Consider the following 17,626-nt stretch of genomic DNA (forward strand, 5'->3'; position numbering starts at 1 on the left):
ATGGCGATTCTTCGGTCGGATCGCCCATGCCGGCGTTGGTCTGGCTGTCGCGCGACCTTCATCACGGGCCCATCGGTACCGTTTCCACGCGTGCCGGACCCACGCGAGTCAGGACACCACATCGGCCAGCGGCCGCCTCGGCGCATGACTGACGCGCGGGCCGCGGCCGACGCGGAGCAGAAGCTGCGGAATCGCCTCCGTTCCCAGCAGTGTCCGGAGCCGCTCGCGCAGCGGGTCCACTTCGATCGGCTGGTTCAGGTAGGAAGCGGTCAGTCCCGCGGATGCCGCGACCAGCAGCATCCGCTCGAGCGCCTGTCCCGCCGCGAGCCATGCCTCGCGGTCGTCGCGCATCGTGGCGATGCCGACCATCAGCGGCGAGCCTTGCACGAGGTGCTGATGCGTAGCGGGCTGTCCCGCGCCCACATCGAATACGCGGACGGCCAGGCTGACGAGCGGCGCCGCGAAGTCGAGCAATGCTCCGACGGCGGTACCGTAAGCCGGCATGCCATCGTCGCGCCGGCGCGGGTGGATCCAGCTGGCGAGCTCGCGCCGGAAGCGTGGGTCCGCGAACTGCGCGTCATCGGCGTCGGCGATCAGTTGCGCAAGCGCCTCGCGCGCGGTCGTTTGCTCCACGCAACAGGCAATCGCGCCCTCGTCGTCGCAGGCGTCGCTGAGCTTGCGTTGCAGTGCCGCCGGAACGGCTTCGTCGACGAACGGCGCACGCGTCGTCACGCGCGCCGTCAGCGCGTCGAAGAGTTCGCGCAAGTGCGGGTCGCGGAGCCCGTCGCGCGACACGCGCACGAGCGCCACGATGTCGGGGTCGGCTTCCGATGGAAACAGCGTGATCGCATAAGCGAGACCGAGACGGCACAGCGCCACGCGAAGATTGAGCAACGCCGCGCCGCAGCTCATCAGAAGTTCGCGATCGAAAGGATCGACCACGGGAAGCGCGCGCATGCGGTCGGCGCAGATCTGTACGGTCTCGCCGTCGACGATGAACCGCCACGGTTGCGTGTTGTGATTCGACGGCGCGAGCACCGCATAATGCAGCGCAAAGCGCAGCTGCTGTTCCAGTGGCGTGGAGGCGTGGAAGTGCGGTTCGCCGATTTCCCACGCGTCATGTTGGGCGGCATCGTTCATCTCGAAGTCTCCTTTCGGATCGTTCCCGCGAGCACGCGGTTCGTGTCGTCATCGTGTCGCCGGGTACCGTGGCAGGTTTGTGGCAGGTCGACGTTTCAGATGTCTCGCGTACGCTTGGCGCGGGTCTCGCAGCGGAGAAGCGCTACAGGTCGTTTCCGTCGTCGAACAGCTTATGGCGGATCGCATAGCGAACCAGCCCGTTCTCGTTCGGCATCTGCATTTTTTCGAGGATGCGCGTCTTGTGCGTGCTGATCGTCTTCACGCTGACGCATAGTTCGTTGGCGATCTCGGTGATGCTCTGGCCTTCGACCAGGCGCCGGAACACGTCGAATTCGCGATCGGACAGCCGCTGGTGCGGCAGCGCGTCGGCAGGCTCGTTCAGGTTCTGGGCAAAGCGTTCGGCCATCGCGAGGCTTACATAAACGCCCCCTGACGCGACTTTCGTCACCGCGCCGACCAGTTCCGCGCTCGCGCTTTCCTTGGTCAGATAGCCGGACGCGCCCGCCTTGAACGCGCGCACCGCGTATTGCTGCTCGGCGTGCATCGTCAGCACCAGAATCCGCAGGTCGGGTTTTTCCTCCTTGATCTGCTTGATCAGTTCAATGCCATTGCGCCCCGGCATCGACAGGTCGAGCACGAGCACGTGGGCCTGCGTCGCGCGAATCAGCGCGATCGTCGTCGCGCTGTCGCAAGCTTCGCCGGCCACTTCGAAGCCGCTCGCCTGCTGCAGGATATGGCGCAGTCCGTCGCGCACGAGCGTGTGGTCGTCGGCCAGCAACACCTTGATCATGGGGTGATCTCTCCCGGTTGCATCCATTGCCAGGGAAACCTGACCGCAATCGCGAAATCGGCGCTTTGCGCTGTATCGATCCGCATGGAGTCGCCGAGCATCGGCGCGTGTTCGCGCACGCCGATCAATCCGAACGGTATTTCGTGACTGCTGGCTCCAACCGTCTCGCGATCGGCGTCTCGTTCACGATCCATTATCCGCTATCCGTGGCGGGCAGTCGGGCCGTTTGTGTGAGATGTCACTTCGGCCGTGTTTCGCCTTCGCATGGCGGCGACCTTATTCAGCGTTTCCTGAACGAGGCGGAAGGACGAGGCTTGGCCGGGATTCATTAAAAATCCGCCACATCTCAATCTAAGCTGCTGATTTGAATGCAAAATCAATCGATGGATCGAGCGGTGGGACGGAGCGCAAGAGATCCAGCAGATAGTCGCCGAACCGGTTGATGTGCTCGCGCCGGTACGGCGACAGCACCTTGAGGACCTCGGCATCGACCGGATGCCCCTTCTCCTGCAGTTCCTTCAACTTGCGCGACATCCATTGAACTGCTCGCTCTTGTTGGTCGCCGCGTGAATCGTGCGCCGCAGGTCCGGTTCGTTGAGATATTTCAGCAGGAACAGCGTCCGGATCACGCGCCCCAGTTCCCGGAATGCGAAGTAGAGCTTGTTTTTCGTGCTCTCCGATCCTGGGCGGCGCAGGATTGTCGACGGCGTCATCTTGCCTGCCTGGATCGACACTGCAACGCGCATCATGTCGGTACCGTGACGTTCGATCAGTGCCCAGTCAATCGCCTGACGGCACAAGCTGTCGATGTGCTGGTGTTTGCGCCGCCGGTCAGCCTTGTACAGCACGAGATCCTTGATGTTGCGCATGCGCGGCATCAGGTTGATACCCACCACGTACGACAGACCGAAGACCGGACCGCTTTGCGATGGGCCAGCAGGTAAAGTTGATGCCGGCGAAGTTCGTCAAGGCGTTTGATATAAGGACAGATGCAATGTGCTCGCGGACTCATTCGTCCGCCGCTGAAAAATTCTACGATCTCGCAATATAAGTACGTCGCATATCTATTCCGCTCGCTCGTTGAGTCTTACTGCAACAAAGCCATCAGAGTTTCTTGATGCACCTGTCAATTGAAATGCGCTTTTCCTGAATTTGATCTGACGTCGGGCCGGGAGCGATGACGATGATCCCCAGCCTCTGAAGCAGCCAGTAGAATCGCTTCATCGGATCGATTTCGCGGTCGATCGCCGGCGACAGTACACGCGGAAAAGCATGATGATTGTGATGCAGCGTGGCGCCAAGGGTCAGCGGAGACAGGAACGGCAAATTGGTCGACGCCCCCCCGGTCCGGAATTTGGCGGATCCGACTGCGTGACACAGACCATTGACCACAAATTCCGTGAAGAAGTACCCGATGAAAACGCGTAGTGCCCCGAAGTAGGCAAACCATTTCACCCCGAGGTCGACCCGCCAGGGATGCATCCGAGTAGGAACGGCAAAACGAAGCCGCCATATGACAGGGCAACGAAGTGCTTGTCGTACCAGCGCACGAGCGGGTCGTCCAGCAAGTCGCTCGCATAGAACCGTTTTGCCGTCAGCACTCGGTCGAACTTCCATCCCATCGACGCCCACCATAATCCGATGGTTAGCACCGTCACACGCCCGCAGCCAAATCGTCTAGGCGTATGGGGATCTTTGCCAGGAATATCGACATGACGATGGTGCCGCTTGTGATTGGCTACCCATTGCACGATCGAGTCTTGGCAAAGGAGCGTGCCGACCATGGCCAGAAAGCCGCGAACGAACGGCGTTGTCGTGAACGACCGATGCACGAAGTACATGTGATAGCCCGTGTTCGCACCGAGCGCGGTGGCGATAAACGCAACCGGTAACACGTATAGCGCGTCCCATGGCGACAGGGCGAGGCGTTGAATGGCAACGCCGGTGCCGGCCAGGACGAGTGCAATAGTCAGCCCAAAGTAGGCGATACGTCCCAGATAAGCGCGTCCACGCAGGACAATGACTTCGCCATGATCGAAGGTTGTGTCATTTGTCACAGCACGCTCCAGATCAACATGGGTAAGGTGACGGACACGGCAATGACGGACAAGATCGAAGCAGCGATCTGTAGCCAATAGACTGGCGCGGTGCCAGGTTCACTGCGGTCGTCATCCCAGGATTTGTTGAGCCATCCGCTTAGCGTGCACGCGATGAAAAAGCAGTACGCCGACAGGGCGAACGGCGCCAAGATGTAGCCGGCGTTGCCGCCGAAAAGCCGTGGTAGCGCCATCGCCAACGCAAGCACGGAAACGCCACCGACACAGGTGGACAGATGCGCGATTCGCCAAAGCTCGGTGTTCTTTGCGTCACCCCGGCGTTTCGAGCGCCCGTGGGGAATGCCCAGCAGCGTGCCTGCGCAAAAAAGCACCAGACCCGAGCTCAGGTAGATCTGTTCCGATTGAGTTATTGTCATCGAGTTGCCTAGACTGTCACGAAGTTTGGCAGACCGGCTGGGCGACAAAATCGGCGACCCGTTGCACGACACGCTCGTCCTGCAAAATGCGCATATGTCCCAAGGTTCGGGTACGGACCAACTCGGCACCGGCGATGCTGCGTGTGACTTTCTCGCCATCGGTGATGGGGATGTACTTGTCGGATTCATCGTGGATCAGCAGGCAGGGCGTCCGCAAGTCGGGGCCAATAGTATCGAAGGACAGTTCGGTCTCCGCGTAGTGATGGAGGCCTTGCATAATCGGGTACATCTTCTCGTGCGAGCGCCCCGGCAAGCGGACGAATCGGGCAAAGCCGCCAACCACGTGCCGCAGCGAAAACGGGCACGAGATCAGCACGGCCCGCTGCGCCTGAACGCCTTTTCGCATGGCGATCGCAACGGCTGCCGCGCCGAACGAATGTCCGACGATGCCATGAAGCGGACCGTATTGGCGGGCTGCGTGCTCGACGGCCTCGGAAAATTCGACTAGGGTCGTCCGCTTCTTGGCTGACGAGCCATGCGCCGGCCCGTCGAAAGTCACGACCCGGTAGCCCCTATCTAGCAGTTCGAGTGCGATTTTTCCGAGCTGGCCGCGCCGTCCTTGCCAGCCGTGAACCAGTAGCACTGTGGGACCTTTGCCTTCCCAGATCGTGGCGTCCAGCTGTTCGCCGTCGAACCGGAGACTATCCGGCTTGCCAGATGCGCTCGCCGTACTCTCCCACTTCGCTGCTGGATAACGTCGCGGCGTGTAGAAGACGGAAACAGCCAAGCGCGCGGCTAAGCGCGGAGAAAGCGCGTCGAGAAGAGCGAAAAGCAATCGGAAGAATTTGAGTTGCATTAGCGTCTCCGAAGAAACCTGGTGAATGAGTCCAGCGTGAACAGCGTCACGTTCCAAGGGCCGCCTTCCGCAGCGCAGGCCAGCGCGCAGTTGGTCGGGGGAGGCAGCGAAACCGCGAGCCAACGAGCATGTTCCACATGCACAATGTTCTCGTCGGAAGGAAGGGGCGGTAGCGTCGCCAGCCCTTGGAGCCCGGTTCCGAGCGCTTTCAGGAGCGCCTCTTTGCGCGTCCAGCACTCCCAGACTTGAAGCGGCGAAGTCAGCGCACGTTCTGACGGCTGGAAATGACGAGTCAACGCCAACGAGAAGGCAGGTGAATCTCTGATCGAATCGATATCGACGCCAATGCGCGCGGTGCGAGAAAACGCCAGCGCCACGCTGTGCACGCAATGTGAAACGCTGACATGAACGGGGTAACGGCGTTTTCCGCGCGGTCGTACCAGCCGTGGCTGGCCCGTTGCGTTTTTGCGCACTTCGATATCGCGCCCCCGCTCGCCGGTATAGTGCGATGCCAGCTTTCGACCGGCGAAGCGGGACGCAAGATATCCGGTCCGGGCGGCGGCATCCACGTAGCTGCGCGCTGTCCGTCGCTCGCTATGCGTCAGGCCATCCCTGAACATTCCCGGAAGAATGCGGCCGCGCAGCGGGACGACCCAGACATGGACGTGCCCGGGCCGCATAGGACCGAGTGATGAATGGCATTTCATCGCAGCTATCGTGCCACGCTCGGGGACGCGATCTTGCGCGCGGTCAGGCGAGCGAGATTGACTGTTCCCGTGTGAAATCCCACGACAAATATGCCCAGAAGTGCGCATGCCACAGTCCCCTGATCGTTCCCGAGAGCCCGGCGCCGTGCGTACAGGGGGAGTGGCAATCGTCCCTGGTATCGCTGAACGCGTGATGGCGGCGGTGACTCGCGACCCAGAATAGCAACGGACCTTGCGCAGCCATCATGCCCAGTATCGCCAGTACGGCTTTGACGGGCACGTTCGGCTTGAACGACTTGTGAGTGAACAGACGGTGGAATCCGACCGTCAATCCGGCTGTAGTCAGTAGATAGAGTGGAACGCAGACGGCGACGGTAGTAACGCTGATTCCGCGCGTTAATGCCCAGTAGAGAGCCGCAGCCGCGCCAAGCATCGGCACGGTGACCGTCATCAACGCGACACGTTGCTGTGAGCGCGCCAGAACGGGGTTGTCGATGAGTATCTTCGCCATGATCTTTGATTTCCCTCAGTCGAGTTTTGACGTTGTCAATGGTTGAAGCTTTCTGGCCATGTACAACTGCCGAGTTGCGGAGCGGCTGATCTTTCCGCTGCTTGTGCGCGCAAGGCTTCCAGTCTTCACAGGGACAAAATCCGACAGGCAGACGCCGTGGTGTTGTAGAACCAAGTGCGAAACGAGCTCTCGTGTCTCGCGCAAGTCCACGGAACGCAAGGTCCGGGCGCTGATTTCCTGCACCAACACCACTTCCTCGCCCGAATCGCCTTCGACGCAAAAGGCCACTGCGCATTCGTGAGCGAGCCTCTGCTCGGCCTGTTCGGCGGTCGCCTCAAATCTTCCGGAAAAATGTTTCTGCCTCTGATGACGATCAGATCGACCAATCGGCCCGTGACAAAAAGCTGGGAGTCCAGCAGGAATCCCAAATCGCCGGTGCGGATAGAGAGTGGATGACCCCCGTGCGGCGCATCGGTACGCCGGTTCCAGTAACCACTTGAAACACTGGGGCTCCGGACTACGATTTCACCGACTTCTCCGTCCTCGCTCAGATCGTCCGAGTCGATACGTGCAATACGCACATCGGTGCCCTCCGCCGCAACGCCGGACGAAACAAGCCGATCTTTCGCGGTAAGCGCGAACCTCTGCGTGCGGGAAATACGGGCGTCGGTGGGTTCGATGATCTCTGCGGGCCGCTCTCGATTCGCCGAGGCGACCAATAACGTCGCTTCTGCTAGTCCATAGCAGGGCACGAAGGCGGATCGCCTGAAACCAGCATCGGAAAAGGCAGCTGCGAATGTATCCAGAGTGTCGGCCTTGACCGGTTCGGCCCCGATGAAGGGGACAGCCCAACTACTCAAATCCAGTCCCAAGCTCTTCGCGCTGTCCGCCTTAGCGCGACAGAGGTCATAGGCAAAATTCGGCCCCCCACTCGTCGTTGAACGGTATTTGTGAATGGCCTGAAGCCATCGCAAAGGACGCTGGACGAATGAAATGGGGCTGAACAGCGTGACGGGGAAACCGACGAAAAGCGGCTGCAGTATGCCGCCGATCAATCCCATGTCGTGATAGTGCGGCAACCAGATAACGCCCGAGCTATCGCGCGTATGACCGAACGCGCGTTCGATCTGCTTCAGATTGGCGAGCAGGTTGTCATGACTGACAATAACGCCTTTCGGATTTCCGGTGCTGCCTGATGTGTATTGCAGAAATGCGACCTCAAGATCTGCTTTACACGGCGAGACAATTGTCTGCTCGCATTCAAATGCGATATCCGTGGCGACGACGGTTGCCTGCATCGGATCAGGAAGTAACGCGCGAACTTGATCAAGAGTCGCCGTTTGCGACAATATGGCCGCTGGCGCGCAGTCGCGGATGACATGCGCGAGCCGTTGCATTTTGTCGTCCGCCTTCGGCAGCGGCAGCGGCACGGCAACCACATCCGCCAAGACGCAGGCGTAGAAGGCGCAAATGAACTCGAGGCCCGCAGGGTAGATTAGCAATACGCGCTGACCAGCCGGAATGTGGCATTTTATATCTGACGCCAATTGCTGCACGCGGCGAAACAGCTGTCCATAAGTCAGGCAGAGTTCGTCTCGGTCATTGGGCAAAAACCGATATCCAATTTCGCCAGAGGCTTCGACGGCTCTTTGTTCAACAAGCTGTTTCAAGTTCACCGGCAACCCACTAATGTTAGGGTGAAATCATTTTGAAATTGGGAGCCATCGCCGATGAGACGGCCACAGACTCTGTCGTCGGTCGTCTCCAAGCAACACCCACATCAAATTGTTTGTCAGACGAAATGCGGAGGCCGAATGATAACGAGGCCAGAGGGACTTTTGTTATCTCTTTATTTGGACCGGGAAGTTGAAAACCCTGTCCGCGGCAAGATCGGCACCAGCCGGCGATCTGACCTAAAACAAATCTTCTACAAGCATTGTCAAATGTCGCCTCAATGTCCGGGGCAGATTCAACGTAGAACCGTAAGAAATCCGTGCATTTTTACCACACGGGTATCTCTTTACAACCTATCTGATTGATAGGTGTATCTTGAAAATAAATTAAGGTGAAGTAACGGGCCTTTAAAACTGATGAATCGGAGGGTGGGGAAACAATTATGGCTGTTGTTATGGCTGTTGATATGCATACGCCGTGTAACGAAAAGATGTCGGTGTTTTCGATGAATGAGGCTGTCGCACTCGACTACCGCCAGACGGATTGCTCAACCCAAGTTCTTATTTCGCCGGGAGATACGCAGGGACTCGATGCAGATTCCACACATTTCATCGTTGTGCAATCCGGTGAAGTGAATGTCTCACACGACGGAAGCGTCTATCGGTTACGGAGCGGGCAATTTGGTTGCTTTCCTGGCGCATTGTCGTTGAGGGGCAACGCCAGAACCTTAGTTACCACGAGCCTCGGTTACAAGGGCGTAACTCTGATGGGCGGACCGATCGAGGACGTTGGTCGACTGCGCTATATCGATGGCTGTACGAGTAGCGTACTAATTTCACCACCTACTCGCGGCGAACTTTGCCTGAATTTTCTGCATTTGCCACTTCAGACTTCGCAAGCGTTGCACACTCATCCGACCATACGGGTCGGGCTGATTCTTTCCGGTGACGGTCATTGCGACACACATCAGGGACTGCTGGAGTTTCGCGCTGGCACGGCTTTCGTGATTCCGCCTGGCGTTGCGCATAGCTTCCAAAGTGGAGAAGAAAACATGCGTATTGTCATATACCACCCAGATTCAGACTCGGGTCCGACGCACACTGACCATACAATGCTCAACCGGACATTCGTCGATGGTAAGACAGCAAAAGCAAGCGCGCCGATGCCGCACGCCAGTTGATGTAGGTCAAGCGCTGCCGGCCGCGCGCAAATACAGTGATAGCAGCGGACGTCGCGCCGTAGCGGTGCCTGCAGTTGCGTGCCGTCTGTGGAGGGCAACGATCACGGCCAGGGAATGTTCCGGTCAATCCGGGCGCGTCCATACCCCGGCTCGGCGTGCGCGCTTCGCGCACGCAACGAGTGACGCCCAATTGGCGGACGGAGCGCCCAGTGTCTGCTGCCGGAGAAGGAACATGACCGAGCGTTGCGGGATTCTGATCGTTTACTACTCGCGAACCGGCACCACGCGACGTGTTGCCGAACTGCTCGCGTCCGAACTCGACGCCGACATCGAACCGATCCGCGAACGCGCCGGGCCACGATCGCGTGATGGCGCACGCGGCTACGTCAGATCGGTGATCGATGCGCTGTGCCATCGGCGCGCCGCCGTGATGCCGGCGCTGCTCGACGTCGCCGCGTACGACCTGGTCGTCGTCGGCGCGCCCGTCTGGGCAGGCGGCGCGTGCGCGCCGGTTCGGGCGTGGCTGGAATCGAACGGAGGACAGATCCGTCACCTGGCGCTGTTCTGCTGCGAGGGCGCGCGCGGCAGCGGATCGGCGCTGAAGCAGATGTCGGAGGCGGCGGCCAAGACGCCGCTTGCGGCCTGCGTGATCAGAGGCAGCGATCTGTACCGCCGCAGGGACGCCGACGAACGCGACGCGTTCGCGCAGAAGATCAGGCAAAGAATGGCGGCGCGGCGGGAGACGGAGTGGCTGGTGTAGCGCGGGCGGTCGCACGCGCGCTCGGGAAGGATGCAACTAAACCCGCAGCGAACCGCGCAACGCGCCGAAGTCGGTGCGTGGATGACGGTGCACCGGCGTTGCGTCCGGTACCGTGAAAGCCGGCTTGTCGAGTTCCGGTCGAATGACATCCGCGAGGTCGAAAGGGAAACGGTGACGCGCCGCGTCGTAGCGCCGTGCCGCTTCGTCATAGCGCTCGCGCGCGGTTTGATCGTCGTCTGGAACGTGGATCGGCATTGCCGTGCGGATGTCTCCGGAGGCCGTGGCCACGCGTCGCTTGCAAGGTTTGATCCGGATCAGCTTGCATGCTGGGCGGGCCGCTATCGTGAGGGAGTTGCGGAGCCGCTCGTCGAGCGCGCGATGCACGAACGTGCGCGCGCGGCGCAAGCAGCAGGGAGTCCCGATGACCAGCAAGCTCAGTGAGATCGAAAGCCGCACCGCTTCGGCGAGGCAACTCGAAACGGTGATTGGCGCGATGCGCGGCATCGCCGCCGCGCGCGAGCGCGAGGCGCAGGCGCGGCTCGCGGGCATCCGCTCGACGGCGGCGACCGTCGGCGAGGCGATCGGGATGGTGCTGGCTGCCGCATCGTTGGCACATGCGGCGCAATACGCGCCGCCGGAAGGCACCGCGCGCATTCTGATCGTGCTATGCACCGAGCAGGGTTTCGTCGGCGGCTTCAACGAGCATCTGCTGGCGCGCGTCGAACGATTGAAGGCGGACGAGCCGGGCGAGATTTTCATCGTCGGCACGCGCGGCGTGATGCTCGCCCACGAACGCGCATTGCATTACGGCTGGTCCGTGGGAATGGCCTCGCATGCGGAGGACGTGATGCGCGTGGCCAGTCAGCTCGCGGACGCGGTGTTCGCGCGCTTTCGCGATCAGGCGTCGTCGCAGGTGTGGCTCGTGCACGCGACGCCCGGCCCCGGACTCGACGAGCGCATCGTGACGCGGCGGCTGGTGCCGTTCGATTTCACGCGCTTCCGGGTGGCGTCGCGCGGGCAGGCGCCGCTTTTGAACCTGCCGCTCGACGGCTTGCTGAGGGGCCTCACCGAGCGCTACGTGTACCTCGAACTGTGCGAAGGCCTGATGCAGTCATTCGCGGCGGAAAGCGCGGCGCGCGTCGGGGCGATGCTGGCGGCGAGCCGTCATGTGAAGGACCGGCTGCAGGAACTCACGCGCGACTATCGGATCGTCCGGCAGGACGAGATCACCGCCGAAATCGCCGAACTGGCCGCGACGGGCGCCTGCGTGCCGCCGGCTACGTCGGCACAGGGGCAGTCGTGAAGCGCGCCGCGTGCTGGCTCTGCGTGTCGCTGACCGTGTCGTCCGATCGTTCAACTGGGGTCAGCCGTGTTTCCGCCCGTTGAACAGGCACCGGCAATGAGCGCGCGCTACTTCTAAGCGCGCACCGGTATCAACGGATCGGGTAAAGCATCGGCCAGCCGTGGTCGACGCGGACGCGACCTCGATCACGCGCGCAGATCAATGACCCCGCTTCTCGTCGGAACACGATCAGCGAGTCGCAAACGGCGCTGACTGCATCAGTGCAAGCACGGGTCGCCAGAACGCGGGGGAGTCGAGCGCCGCCATCGGTACCGCGGTGTCGAATGACAAGGTCGACGCCTGTTCCGCCGGCGTCAGTGCGTCGGCGCTCGCGAGTTGACGCGCGAGCGTCGCGGTGTCGGCGTCGGATAGATCGCGCGGACCATGCCGGCGCGCTTCGATGCGTTGCGCGAGCACCGTTGGTTCGGCACGAAAGTCGAGAATGCGGGCCGGTATGCCAAGCCGTTGGGCGAGCGCGAAAAACGTGTCGCGGTGATGGAACTCGAGAAAGGTCGCGTCGACGATCGCGCTGCGGCCGCTTTGCAGCACGCGGTGCGCGAGTCGAAGAAGGTGGTCGTAGATTGCGTGACGTGCAGCTGGCGTGTAGTGTTCGGCGCCAAGCGAGGTTTGCGCGTCGGGCGCCGGCCGCGGACGCTTGCGTTCGGCATCGCTCGACACTCGCACCGCGCCGCACAGGTCCGCAAGGGCCCGGCTCGCGACCGATTTTCCCGAACCGGAGTAGCCATGACACAGCAGCAAAACGGGTCCCGGCTTCTGCGTTTGCGCGCGTGCCACCTCGAGGTAGCGCAGGGCCGGATCCGGGATGGCGACGCTGCGACCCGCTACGTATCCCGCTTTCAGGCACGCGACCCACGCCCGCACCAGCGCGCGATAGGCGACGTACAAAGGCATCAGCGACAGCGCCGCATAATCGCCCGACGTTTCCAGCCAACGGTTCAACAGTCGATTGGCCAGACGGGGCTCCGCTCGCGCGCACAGGTCCATCACGAGAAACGCGACGTCCGCTGCGACGTCGATCCAGCGGAGCGCATCGTCGAAGTCGATACAGTCGAACATCGCGATTGCGCCGCGCCAGCGAACCACGTTGTCCAGATGCAGATCGCCATGGCAGCCCCGCACGAAACCCTCGGCGCGGCGCCGCTCGATCAGCGGCGCGAGTTGGTCGAGCTGTCGCGCGCACCACGCGGCAATGCCGGGCAGCGCGGGATGGCTGCAATTGGCCAGCAGCGCCGCGTTGATCGTTTCGATCTGCGTTCGCACCAGCGTGGCGCTCCCGTAGCGCGACGACGGCGCGTTGCGGGGCGCCCTCAGGTGATAGTCGGCGAGCCGCTTCGCCGCGCCGTCGATGTCGCGCGGCGTCAGTGCTCCCTTCGCCGCGAGACTCGAAAAGAGCATCGCCTCGTCGAAGCGGCGCATCTTGACCGCGTGATCGACAGTCACGCCGCCGTCCCCGAGTGTCAGCACGCCGGCGTGGCGCGCAATCGGCAGCACGCCGGCGTAAATACCGTGCGCGAGTGGCCGGTTCAGACGGAGCTGGGCTTCGCAGCAGCGCTTGCGGGTCGCGGTGGCGGTAAAGTCCGCGAAACCCGGGGCGACGGGTTTGATGATCTTGTACGCGAAGCGCCCGGCGAGATACACGACGGATATGTGCGTTTCGACCCGGACGATCCTGCCCGCCGGATGACGGTACGTGCCCGGCCTGCGCAGCGTCGCGTCGAGTCCGCGCACGCTGCGGCGCGCGGCGCGGACCCGGTTGGCGAGATGCTGGATGCCGCGCTTGCCTGCATTGGCGCGTGGTGAAGAAAGCTTGCGGCTCCGTGGCGAACTCATGCCGGACTCCACCTCGCGGGCAGTTGCGCGCCCATTTCTTCGTGGCGACCGCTCAAGTCGACCGAGCCCGCGACAACCAGGCCGGAATTCGCGACGAGCGGCACGCCGGGCGCGCGTTCGACGATCACGCCGCGGCCGCCGAAACCACGCATGACCTTGACGGCCTCGGCGAGCGCATTGACGCCATCGAGCAGCCATTGCCGGGCGTCATGGTGAAGCACGAGCGTCTCATTCGGCACGGTTGACCTCCGCGTGGTGGGACGGCCGCGCCCGCCTTGCGCGCGAGCCGGAATCGTCTACTCATTTAAGCCATCGGGTATGGTAACCGGCTTGATCTGTATCAACGAGGCGATAGCCGGGCATCGCCAGTCGCCCGGCAACTGCCTGTACGCTTCCATACGAAATGGAGCGTGGGTCACCGATTGACCGCGGTCAAGCCGCGTGCGATCGTGGCAGCAACGCGCCGGTGGAGCAGCGGATGAAGCGATTCGATATTTTCAATGGCGATGCCGACGGCATCTGCGCGCTGCATCAGTTGCGGCTCGCCGAGCCTGCCGACACCATCCTGATCACGGGAGCCAAGCGCGAGATAACGCTTCTGCAACGCGCGAACGCGCAGCCGGGCGACAGCGTGACCGTGCTGGATATTTCGCTCGACTCGAACCGCGAGCCACTCATCGCGTTGCTGGATCTTGGTGTAAAGATCGACTATTTCGATCATCATTTCCCCGGTCCCATCCCCGCACACGCGCTGCTGACGACGCATATCGATACGTCACCGGATAGGTGCACCGCGCTGATCGTGGACCGCCATCTTCAAGGCCGGTACACGCGATGGGCGGTGGTCGCCGCCTATGGCGACAACCTGCATCGGGCAGCGCATCGGGCCGCCGCTGCGTGCGCGGTGAACTCGTCCGATGAGCGCAAACTGCGCGAACTCGGCGAAGCGATCAACTACAACGCCTACGGGGACAGCGTCGTCGATCTTGCCGTCGATCCTGTCGAGATGTATCGCGCCATTCAACCCTATTCGGACCCGCTCGAGTTCATTGCGTCGACCGGCGTGCTGCCCGAACTCCTGGCGCGACGAACGGAAGACCTCGAACTGGCCTTGGGGCTCGCGGTAATGCGGCGGGTCGCCAATGGAACGCTGCACATTCTTCCCGACGCGGCGTGGGCGCGGCGCGTGCGAGGCGATTTCGCCAATCTCCTCGCGCGACGCGACCCGGCGCGAGCGCACGCGGTGCTGACGGCCGGCGCCGATGGCCGATACACGGCGAGCGTACGGGCTCCGCTCGATTGTCCGCGAGGCGCCGACGTCCTTTGCAGGAAGTTCGGAGGAAACGGCAGGGTCGCTGCCGCCGGTATCGACGGGCTCGATCGCGCGCGGCTCGACGAATTCGTGACAGCGTTCAGCGTTGCGTTTTGACGCGACGTTCGAGGAGCGGGTGAGCGGTAATTCACCGCCGCATCGCAGTCGGCAGAGCGAATTCGCCAGGTGGCGCATCGAGCGCGAGGTAGCGGCCATGGAAGCATGCCCCTGTACCGCCATCGCCGGCGAGACCCGTGAAAACTTCTCCGTTCAGGAGGACGCTTGATGCGGCCGATTGATGGCATAGTGGGTCTGGCACCGCGCACCGACGTTGCGGGAGGAAAAGCGATGGGCAACCTGTTTCGCGACCGCGCCGACGCTGGCAGACAACTGGCCCACGCACTGCGCGACTATCAGGGTCGCGGCGATCTGGTGGTGCTGGCTCTGCCGCGCGGCGGCGTTCCTGTCGCGTTCGAAGTCGCACGGGCATTGCATGCGCAGCTCGACGTTCTCGTCGTCAGAAAACTTGGGGCGCCGCAAGACGAGGAACTGGCGATGGGCGCCATTGCGACGGGGGGCGCCCTTCATCTGGAAAGGTCGGTGCTTCGCGAACTGCAAATCAGTGACGCCCAATTGGCCGACGTGATCGCGCGCGAAACAGCCGAACTCGCGCGCAGGGAACTGGCGTACCGTGGGGAATGCCCGCCGGTGCCAGTACAGGGCAAGACGGTGATCGTGGTCGACGACGGCATCGCGACGGGGGCATCGATGCATGCGGCGCTCGACGCACTCCGCAGCAGACATCCCGCTCGGATCGTGGTGGCGGTCCCGGTGTCGCAATCCGATGCGTGCACGGCATTCGAAGGAATCGCGCACGCGTTCGTGAGCGTGCTGCAGCCGGATTGGTTGATGGGGATCGGCGGGTTCTATGTGAATTTCGACCAGACGACCGATGAAGAAGTCCGCGCCTGTCTCGCCGCCGCGCGCGGTTGGGAGCCCGAGCTGGGCTCGGACTCGGCCGGCTGACGGCGCAATGAAGGCAGACACGGGAGCGGGCCGTGTCGAACATGGGGCATCTATCGACGGCTCACGTTCCGACCGACACGTACAAGAGCACGATCGGCGCCTTCGAACCATTTGGTGTCGCCGAGCGTAATGGCGCGCCATAGGTGCAGCGCAAATCCACGAATCTCGACCATTGGACGCGCACGCCCGCGCCGGCGCCCGCGAGCAGACCGGGGTTAGTTTCGGCTGGCTGGTCGATCGTGCTCCATACGCGGCCCGCATCGAAAAACACAAAGGGTTGCACGACTGCGTTGCTCGCGCCGAGCGAAATCGCAGGCGTGCGTACCTCGGTCTGAATGTTCCAGCCGCGATCGCCGAGCGTGACGTATGGGTCGTAGCCTCGCACACTGGACTCCCCGCCGAGCCCCATCTCCTCGCTCGGTAATAACGTGTTCGGCGTCCACTGGAACGTTCCGTTCGTGATCAGCGTGAAGCCAGCCCCAAGCGTGGTGGCACGAGACGCAGTCAACTGCATATAGATGTAGCGGGCCGTCGCGCCCTGCCGCGCGGCGTTAAATGCCTCGTCCTGATTGTTGCCATCCAGTCCGCCCGGACTGGCGACGAGTGTCGCCGCGGCGTGCGCCGTGCCAGCCTCGGTCGGTTTGCTGATGTCGTAAGACAACACGAACTGATGTATGTGCGTATTCGAGTTGAAAACCTGGGAGCCGCCAAATTCCAGATCGTTGTTGCTGCGCTTGAAGTCGTATCCGATCTGGATCAACTGTGTCGTGTCCGTGATGCTCGGCAGACGCAAGTCGTAGCGAAAGCTGAGCTGCGCAGAAATGCCCGTTTGCCCATAGGTGTCGGGCAACCGTGGCGTGCTCTGCGCGTAGACGCCGAACAATTCGATACTGTCGAGCCAAGGCAGCGGCGCCGTGTAGTTCAGCGCATGCGCGGTGAAGCGGGCGCGGTTCGGGCGGCCTTCGATATTCGGATTGCCGCTGAAAAAATCGTTGCTGGCCGTGAATTGATAGGCGATCTGCTGATCGAGACCAAGCAGGTTGCCGTAGCCTATGCCTGCAAAGAACCGATCACGGCCGAGCTCCGGCACGCCTTCATTGTCGTAACCCGCGCTTACGCGAAGCGGCAGCCGGTCTTCGGTTTGCAACACGACGTCGGTCGTGTCGGCGGCCTCACCGGGCGCAAAAACAGCATCGACCCGTCGATAAGGATTCGCGTTGAGCACCGCAAGTCCCTTCGAGACCGCCGATTGCAGGACCGGTCCGCCGGGCTCGAGCGGCATTTCACGTTCGAGAAGCCTGCTCGAAAAGTAGGTGTTGCCGCTGGCATGAACCCGACCCAGTTTGAATTCGGCAATGGCGATACGCACGACACCCGAGCTCACGTCCTGTTCCGGCACGTAGACGTCGACGAGCGGCTTTCCCGCCGCCCGATAACGCGCGACCACGGCGCGGCGTATCTCGGCGAGGCGGCCGAAAGTCAGCGGCTTGTCGAGGTCCGTGGCGAAGCTCTGCAGGAAGGCGGCGTCGAGTACGGGCAATCCTTGCGCGACGATACGACCTTGCTGCCTCGGCGATGCCGCCGCGGACGCGCCGGCCGGTTCGAAGACGAGCCCGGCAAGCCGCTCGACAGCGATCCGTGCGGACTCGGCCTGCGCTTCCGGGGAGGAGGGTGACGACGCGCTTCGCGGCGCCTGCGGTGCGGGTTGCGGCGCGAGGTCGCGCCATGCCTGTGCCGCTACTGGTGAGGTCTGCATGATGCCCGCAATGCAGGTTGCGGTCGTCAGGACAGCAGTGCAGGCGGCGGATCGCGGTTTCATCGATCGCTCATATGCAAAGCGCTGTGCCTATTGGCAGCCTGGCAGCAGGGTGCGGCGACCAGCAGGCCGCCGCCCTCGACCCGATGTCGCGCATGCAATACGAGCCTTCCGTCGTTCATGGCGATACCTATTAACGGGTGTGGTGCATCGAATCCGGAGCCGCACGTCGAAATTATTCTAGTCGA

General features: G+C 62.3%; 19 protein-coding genes and 1 pseudogene. 5 read left to right on the forward strand and 15 right to left on the reverse strand.

The annotated features are described in order from the left end of the window. Positions 1-108 precede the first annotated feature (108 nt). The 11 genes and pseudogenes from HDG37_RS26270 to HDG37_RS26320 all read right to left on the reverse strand — a co-directional run bounded on the left by HDG37_RS26270 (position 109) and on the right by HDG37_RS26320 (position 8,147). The gene (locus HDG37_RS26270; protein ID WP_184052534.1) at positions 109-1,140 is read right to left on the reverse strand and encodes an Acg family FMN-binding oxidoreductase; all 1,032 of its coding nucleotides are present in this window, start codon (positions 1,138-1,140) and stop codon (positions 109-111) included. A gap of 142 nt (positions 1,141-1,282) precedes the next feature. Beyond that, positions 1,283-1,930: a response regulator transcription factor gene (locus HDG37_RS26275; protein ID WP_184052536.1), complete on the reverse strand. Its 648-nt coding sequence runs from the start codon at positions 1,928-1,930 to the stop codon at positions 1,283-1,285. Further along, positions 1,927-2,124: a hypothetical protein gene (locus HDG37_RS26280; RefSeq protein WP_184052538.1), complete on the reverse strand. Its 198-nt coding sequence runs from the start codon at positions 2,122-2,124 to the stop codon at positions 1,927-1,929. The genes HDG37_RS26275 and HDG37_RS26280 overlap by 4 nt, the downstream gene beginning before the upstream one ends. Before the next feature lie 157 nt (positions 2,125-2,281). Beyond that, a pseudogene (locus HDG37_RS26285) lies at positions 2,282-2,859 on the reverse strand (Tn3 family transposase); the annotation flags it as partial. 175 nt (positions 2,860-3,034) lie between these two features. Next, entirely contained in the window at positions 3,035-3,385 is a 351-nt protein-coding gene (locus tag HDG37_RS26290; protein ID WP_184052540.1) for a hypothetical protein, read from the reverse strand. Next, on the reverse strand, positions 3,382-3,987 hold the full coding sequence (locus tag HDG37_RS26295; RefSeq protein WP_184052542.1) for a hypothetical protein: 606 nt from the start codon (positions 3,985-3,987) through the stop codon (positions 3,382-3,384). Before HDG37_RS26295 ends, HDG37_RS26290 begins: the two co-directional genes overlap by 4 nt. Continuing rightward, entirely contained in the window at positions 3,984-4,403 is a 420-nt protein-coding gene (locus tag HDG37_RS26300) for a hypothetical protein (protein WP_184052544.1), read from the reverse strand. The genes HDG37_RS26295 and HDG37_RS26300 overlap by 4 nt, the downstream gene beginning before the upstream one ends. Positions 4,404-4,419: 16 nt before the next feature. Then, complete coding sequence (locus HDG37_RS26305) at positions 4,420-5,259, reverse strand: alpha/beta hydrolase (protein ID WP_184052546.1); 840 nt, start codon at positions 5,257-5,259, stop codon at positions 4,420-4,422. Next, on the reverse strand, positions 5,259-5,966 hold the full coding sequence (locus HDG37_RS26310) for a 4'-phosphopantetheinyl transferase superfamily protein (protein ID WP_184052548.1): 708 nt from the start codon (positions 5,964-5,966) through the stop codon (positions 5,259-5,261). The genes HDG37_RS26305 and HDG37_RS26310 overlap by 1 nt, the downstream gene beginning before the upstream one ends. Positions 5,967-6,009: 43 nt before the next feature. Beyond that, positions 6,010-6,477 carry a hypothetical protein gene (locus HDG37_RS26315; RefSeq protein WP_260335022.1) on the reverse strand — a complete coding sequence of 156 codons (468 nt, stop codon included), beginning with the start codon at positions 6,475-6,477 and terminating at the stop codon, positions 6,010-6,012. A gap of 125 nt (positions 6,478-6,602) precedes the next feature. Further along, the gene (locus HDG37_RS26320) at positions 6,603-8,147 is read right to left on the reverse strand and encodes a fatty acyl-AMP ligase (protein ID WP_184052550.1); all 1,545 of its coding nucleotides are present in this window, start codon (positions 8,145-8,147) and stop codon (positions 6,603-6,605) included. 446 nt (positions 8,148-8,593) lie between these two features. Between HDG37_RS26320 and HDG37_RS26325 the strand changes: the two genes are divergently transcribed. Together HDG37_RS26325 and HDG37_RS26330 are read left to right on the forward strand one after the other, a co-directional pair. Then, positions 8,594-9,331: a cupin domain-containing protein gene (locus tag HDG37_RS26325; protein WP_184052552.1), complete on the forward strand. Its 738-nt coding sequence runs from the start codon at positions 8,594-8,596 to the stop codon at positions 9,329-9,331. A 232-nt stretch (positions 9,332-9,563) separates the two neighbouring features. Continuing rightward, positions 9,564-10,091 carry a flavodoxin gene (locus tag HDG37_RS26330; RefSeq protein WP_184052554.1) on the forward strand — a complete coding sequence of 176 codons (528 nt, stop codon included), beginning with the start codon at positions 9,564-9,566 and terminating at the stop codon, positions 10,089-10,091. Between the two features lie 36 nt (positions 10,092-10,127). On the opposite strand, the gene HDG37_RS26335 is transcribed toward HDG37_RS26330, so the two are convergent. Then, positions 10,128-10,475 (reverse strand): hypothetical protein, encoded by a 348-nt coding sequence (locus tag HDG37_RS26335; protein ID WP_184052556.1) that lies wholly within the window; start codon positions 10,473-10,475, stop codon positions 10,128-10,130. Between the two features lie 37 nt (positions 10,476-10,512). On the opposite strand from HDG37_RS26335, the gene HDG37_RS26340 reads away from it, so the two are divergent. After that, complete coding sequence (locus HDG37_RS26340) at positions 10,513-11,394, forward strand: F0F1 ATP synthase subunit gamma (protein WP_184052558.1); 882 nt, start codon at positions 10,513-10,515, stop codon at positions 11,392-11,394. 228 nt (positions 11,395-11,622) lie between these two features. Here HDG37_RS26340 and HDG37_RS26345 read toward each other — a convergent pair whose 3' ends face one another. After that, positions 11,623-13,284: a bifunctional aminoglycoside phosphotransferase/ATP-binding protein gene (locus tag HDG37_RS26345; RefSeq protein ID WP_184052559.1), complete on the reverse strand. Its 1,662-nt coding sequence runs from the start codon at positions 13,282-13,284 to the stop codon at positions 11,623-11,625. Next, the gene (locus HDG37_RS26350) at positions 13,281-13,523 is read right to left on the reverse strand and encodes a hypothetical protein (RefSeq protein WP_184052561.1); all 243 of its coding nucleotides are present in this window, start codon (positions 13,521-13,523) and stop codon (positions 13,281-13,283) included. Before HDG37_RS26350 ends, HDG37_RS26345 begins: the two co-directional genes overlap by 4 nt. A gap of 239 nt (positions 13,524-13,762) precedes the next feature. Between HDG37_RS26350 and HDG37_RS26355 the strand changes: the two genes are divergently transcribed. Both HDG37_RS26355 and HDG37_RS26360 read left to right on the forward strand, forming a co-directional pair. After that, positions 13,763-14,713 carry an acetyltransferase gene (locus tag HDG37_RS26355; RefSeq protein WP_184052563.1) on the forward strand — a complete coding sequence of 317 codons (951 nt, stop codon included), beginning with the start codon at positions 13,763-13,765 and terminating at the stop codon, positions 14,711-14,713. Positions 14,714-14,944: 231 nt separating this feature from the next. Next, positions 14,945-15,622: a phosphoribosyltransferase gene (locus tag HDG37_RS26360; protein ID WP_184052683.1), complete on the forward strand. Its 678-nt coding sequence runs from the start codon at positions 14,945-14,947 to the stop codon at positions 15,620-15,622. A gap of 61 nt (positions 15,623-15,683) precedes the next feature. On the opposite strand, the gene HDG37_RS26365 is transcribed toward HDG37_RS26360, so the two are convergent. Next, complete coding sequence (locus HDG37_RS26365) at positions 15,684-17,441, reverse strand: ShlB/FhaC/HecB family hemolysin secretion/activation protein (protein ID WP_260335025.1); 1,758 nt, start codon at positions 17,439-17,441, stop codon at positions 15,684-15,686. Between the last annotated feature and the right edge of the window lie 185 nt (positions 17,442-17,626).

This window comes from Paraburkholderia sp. MM5384-R2, assembly GCF_014201025.1.
GTDB classification, from domain to species: Bacteria; Pseudomonadota; Gammaproteobacteria; order Burkholderiales; family Burkholderiaceae; genus Paraburkholderia; species Paraburkholderia tuberum.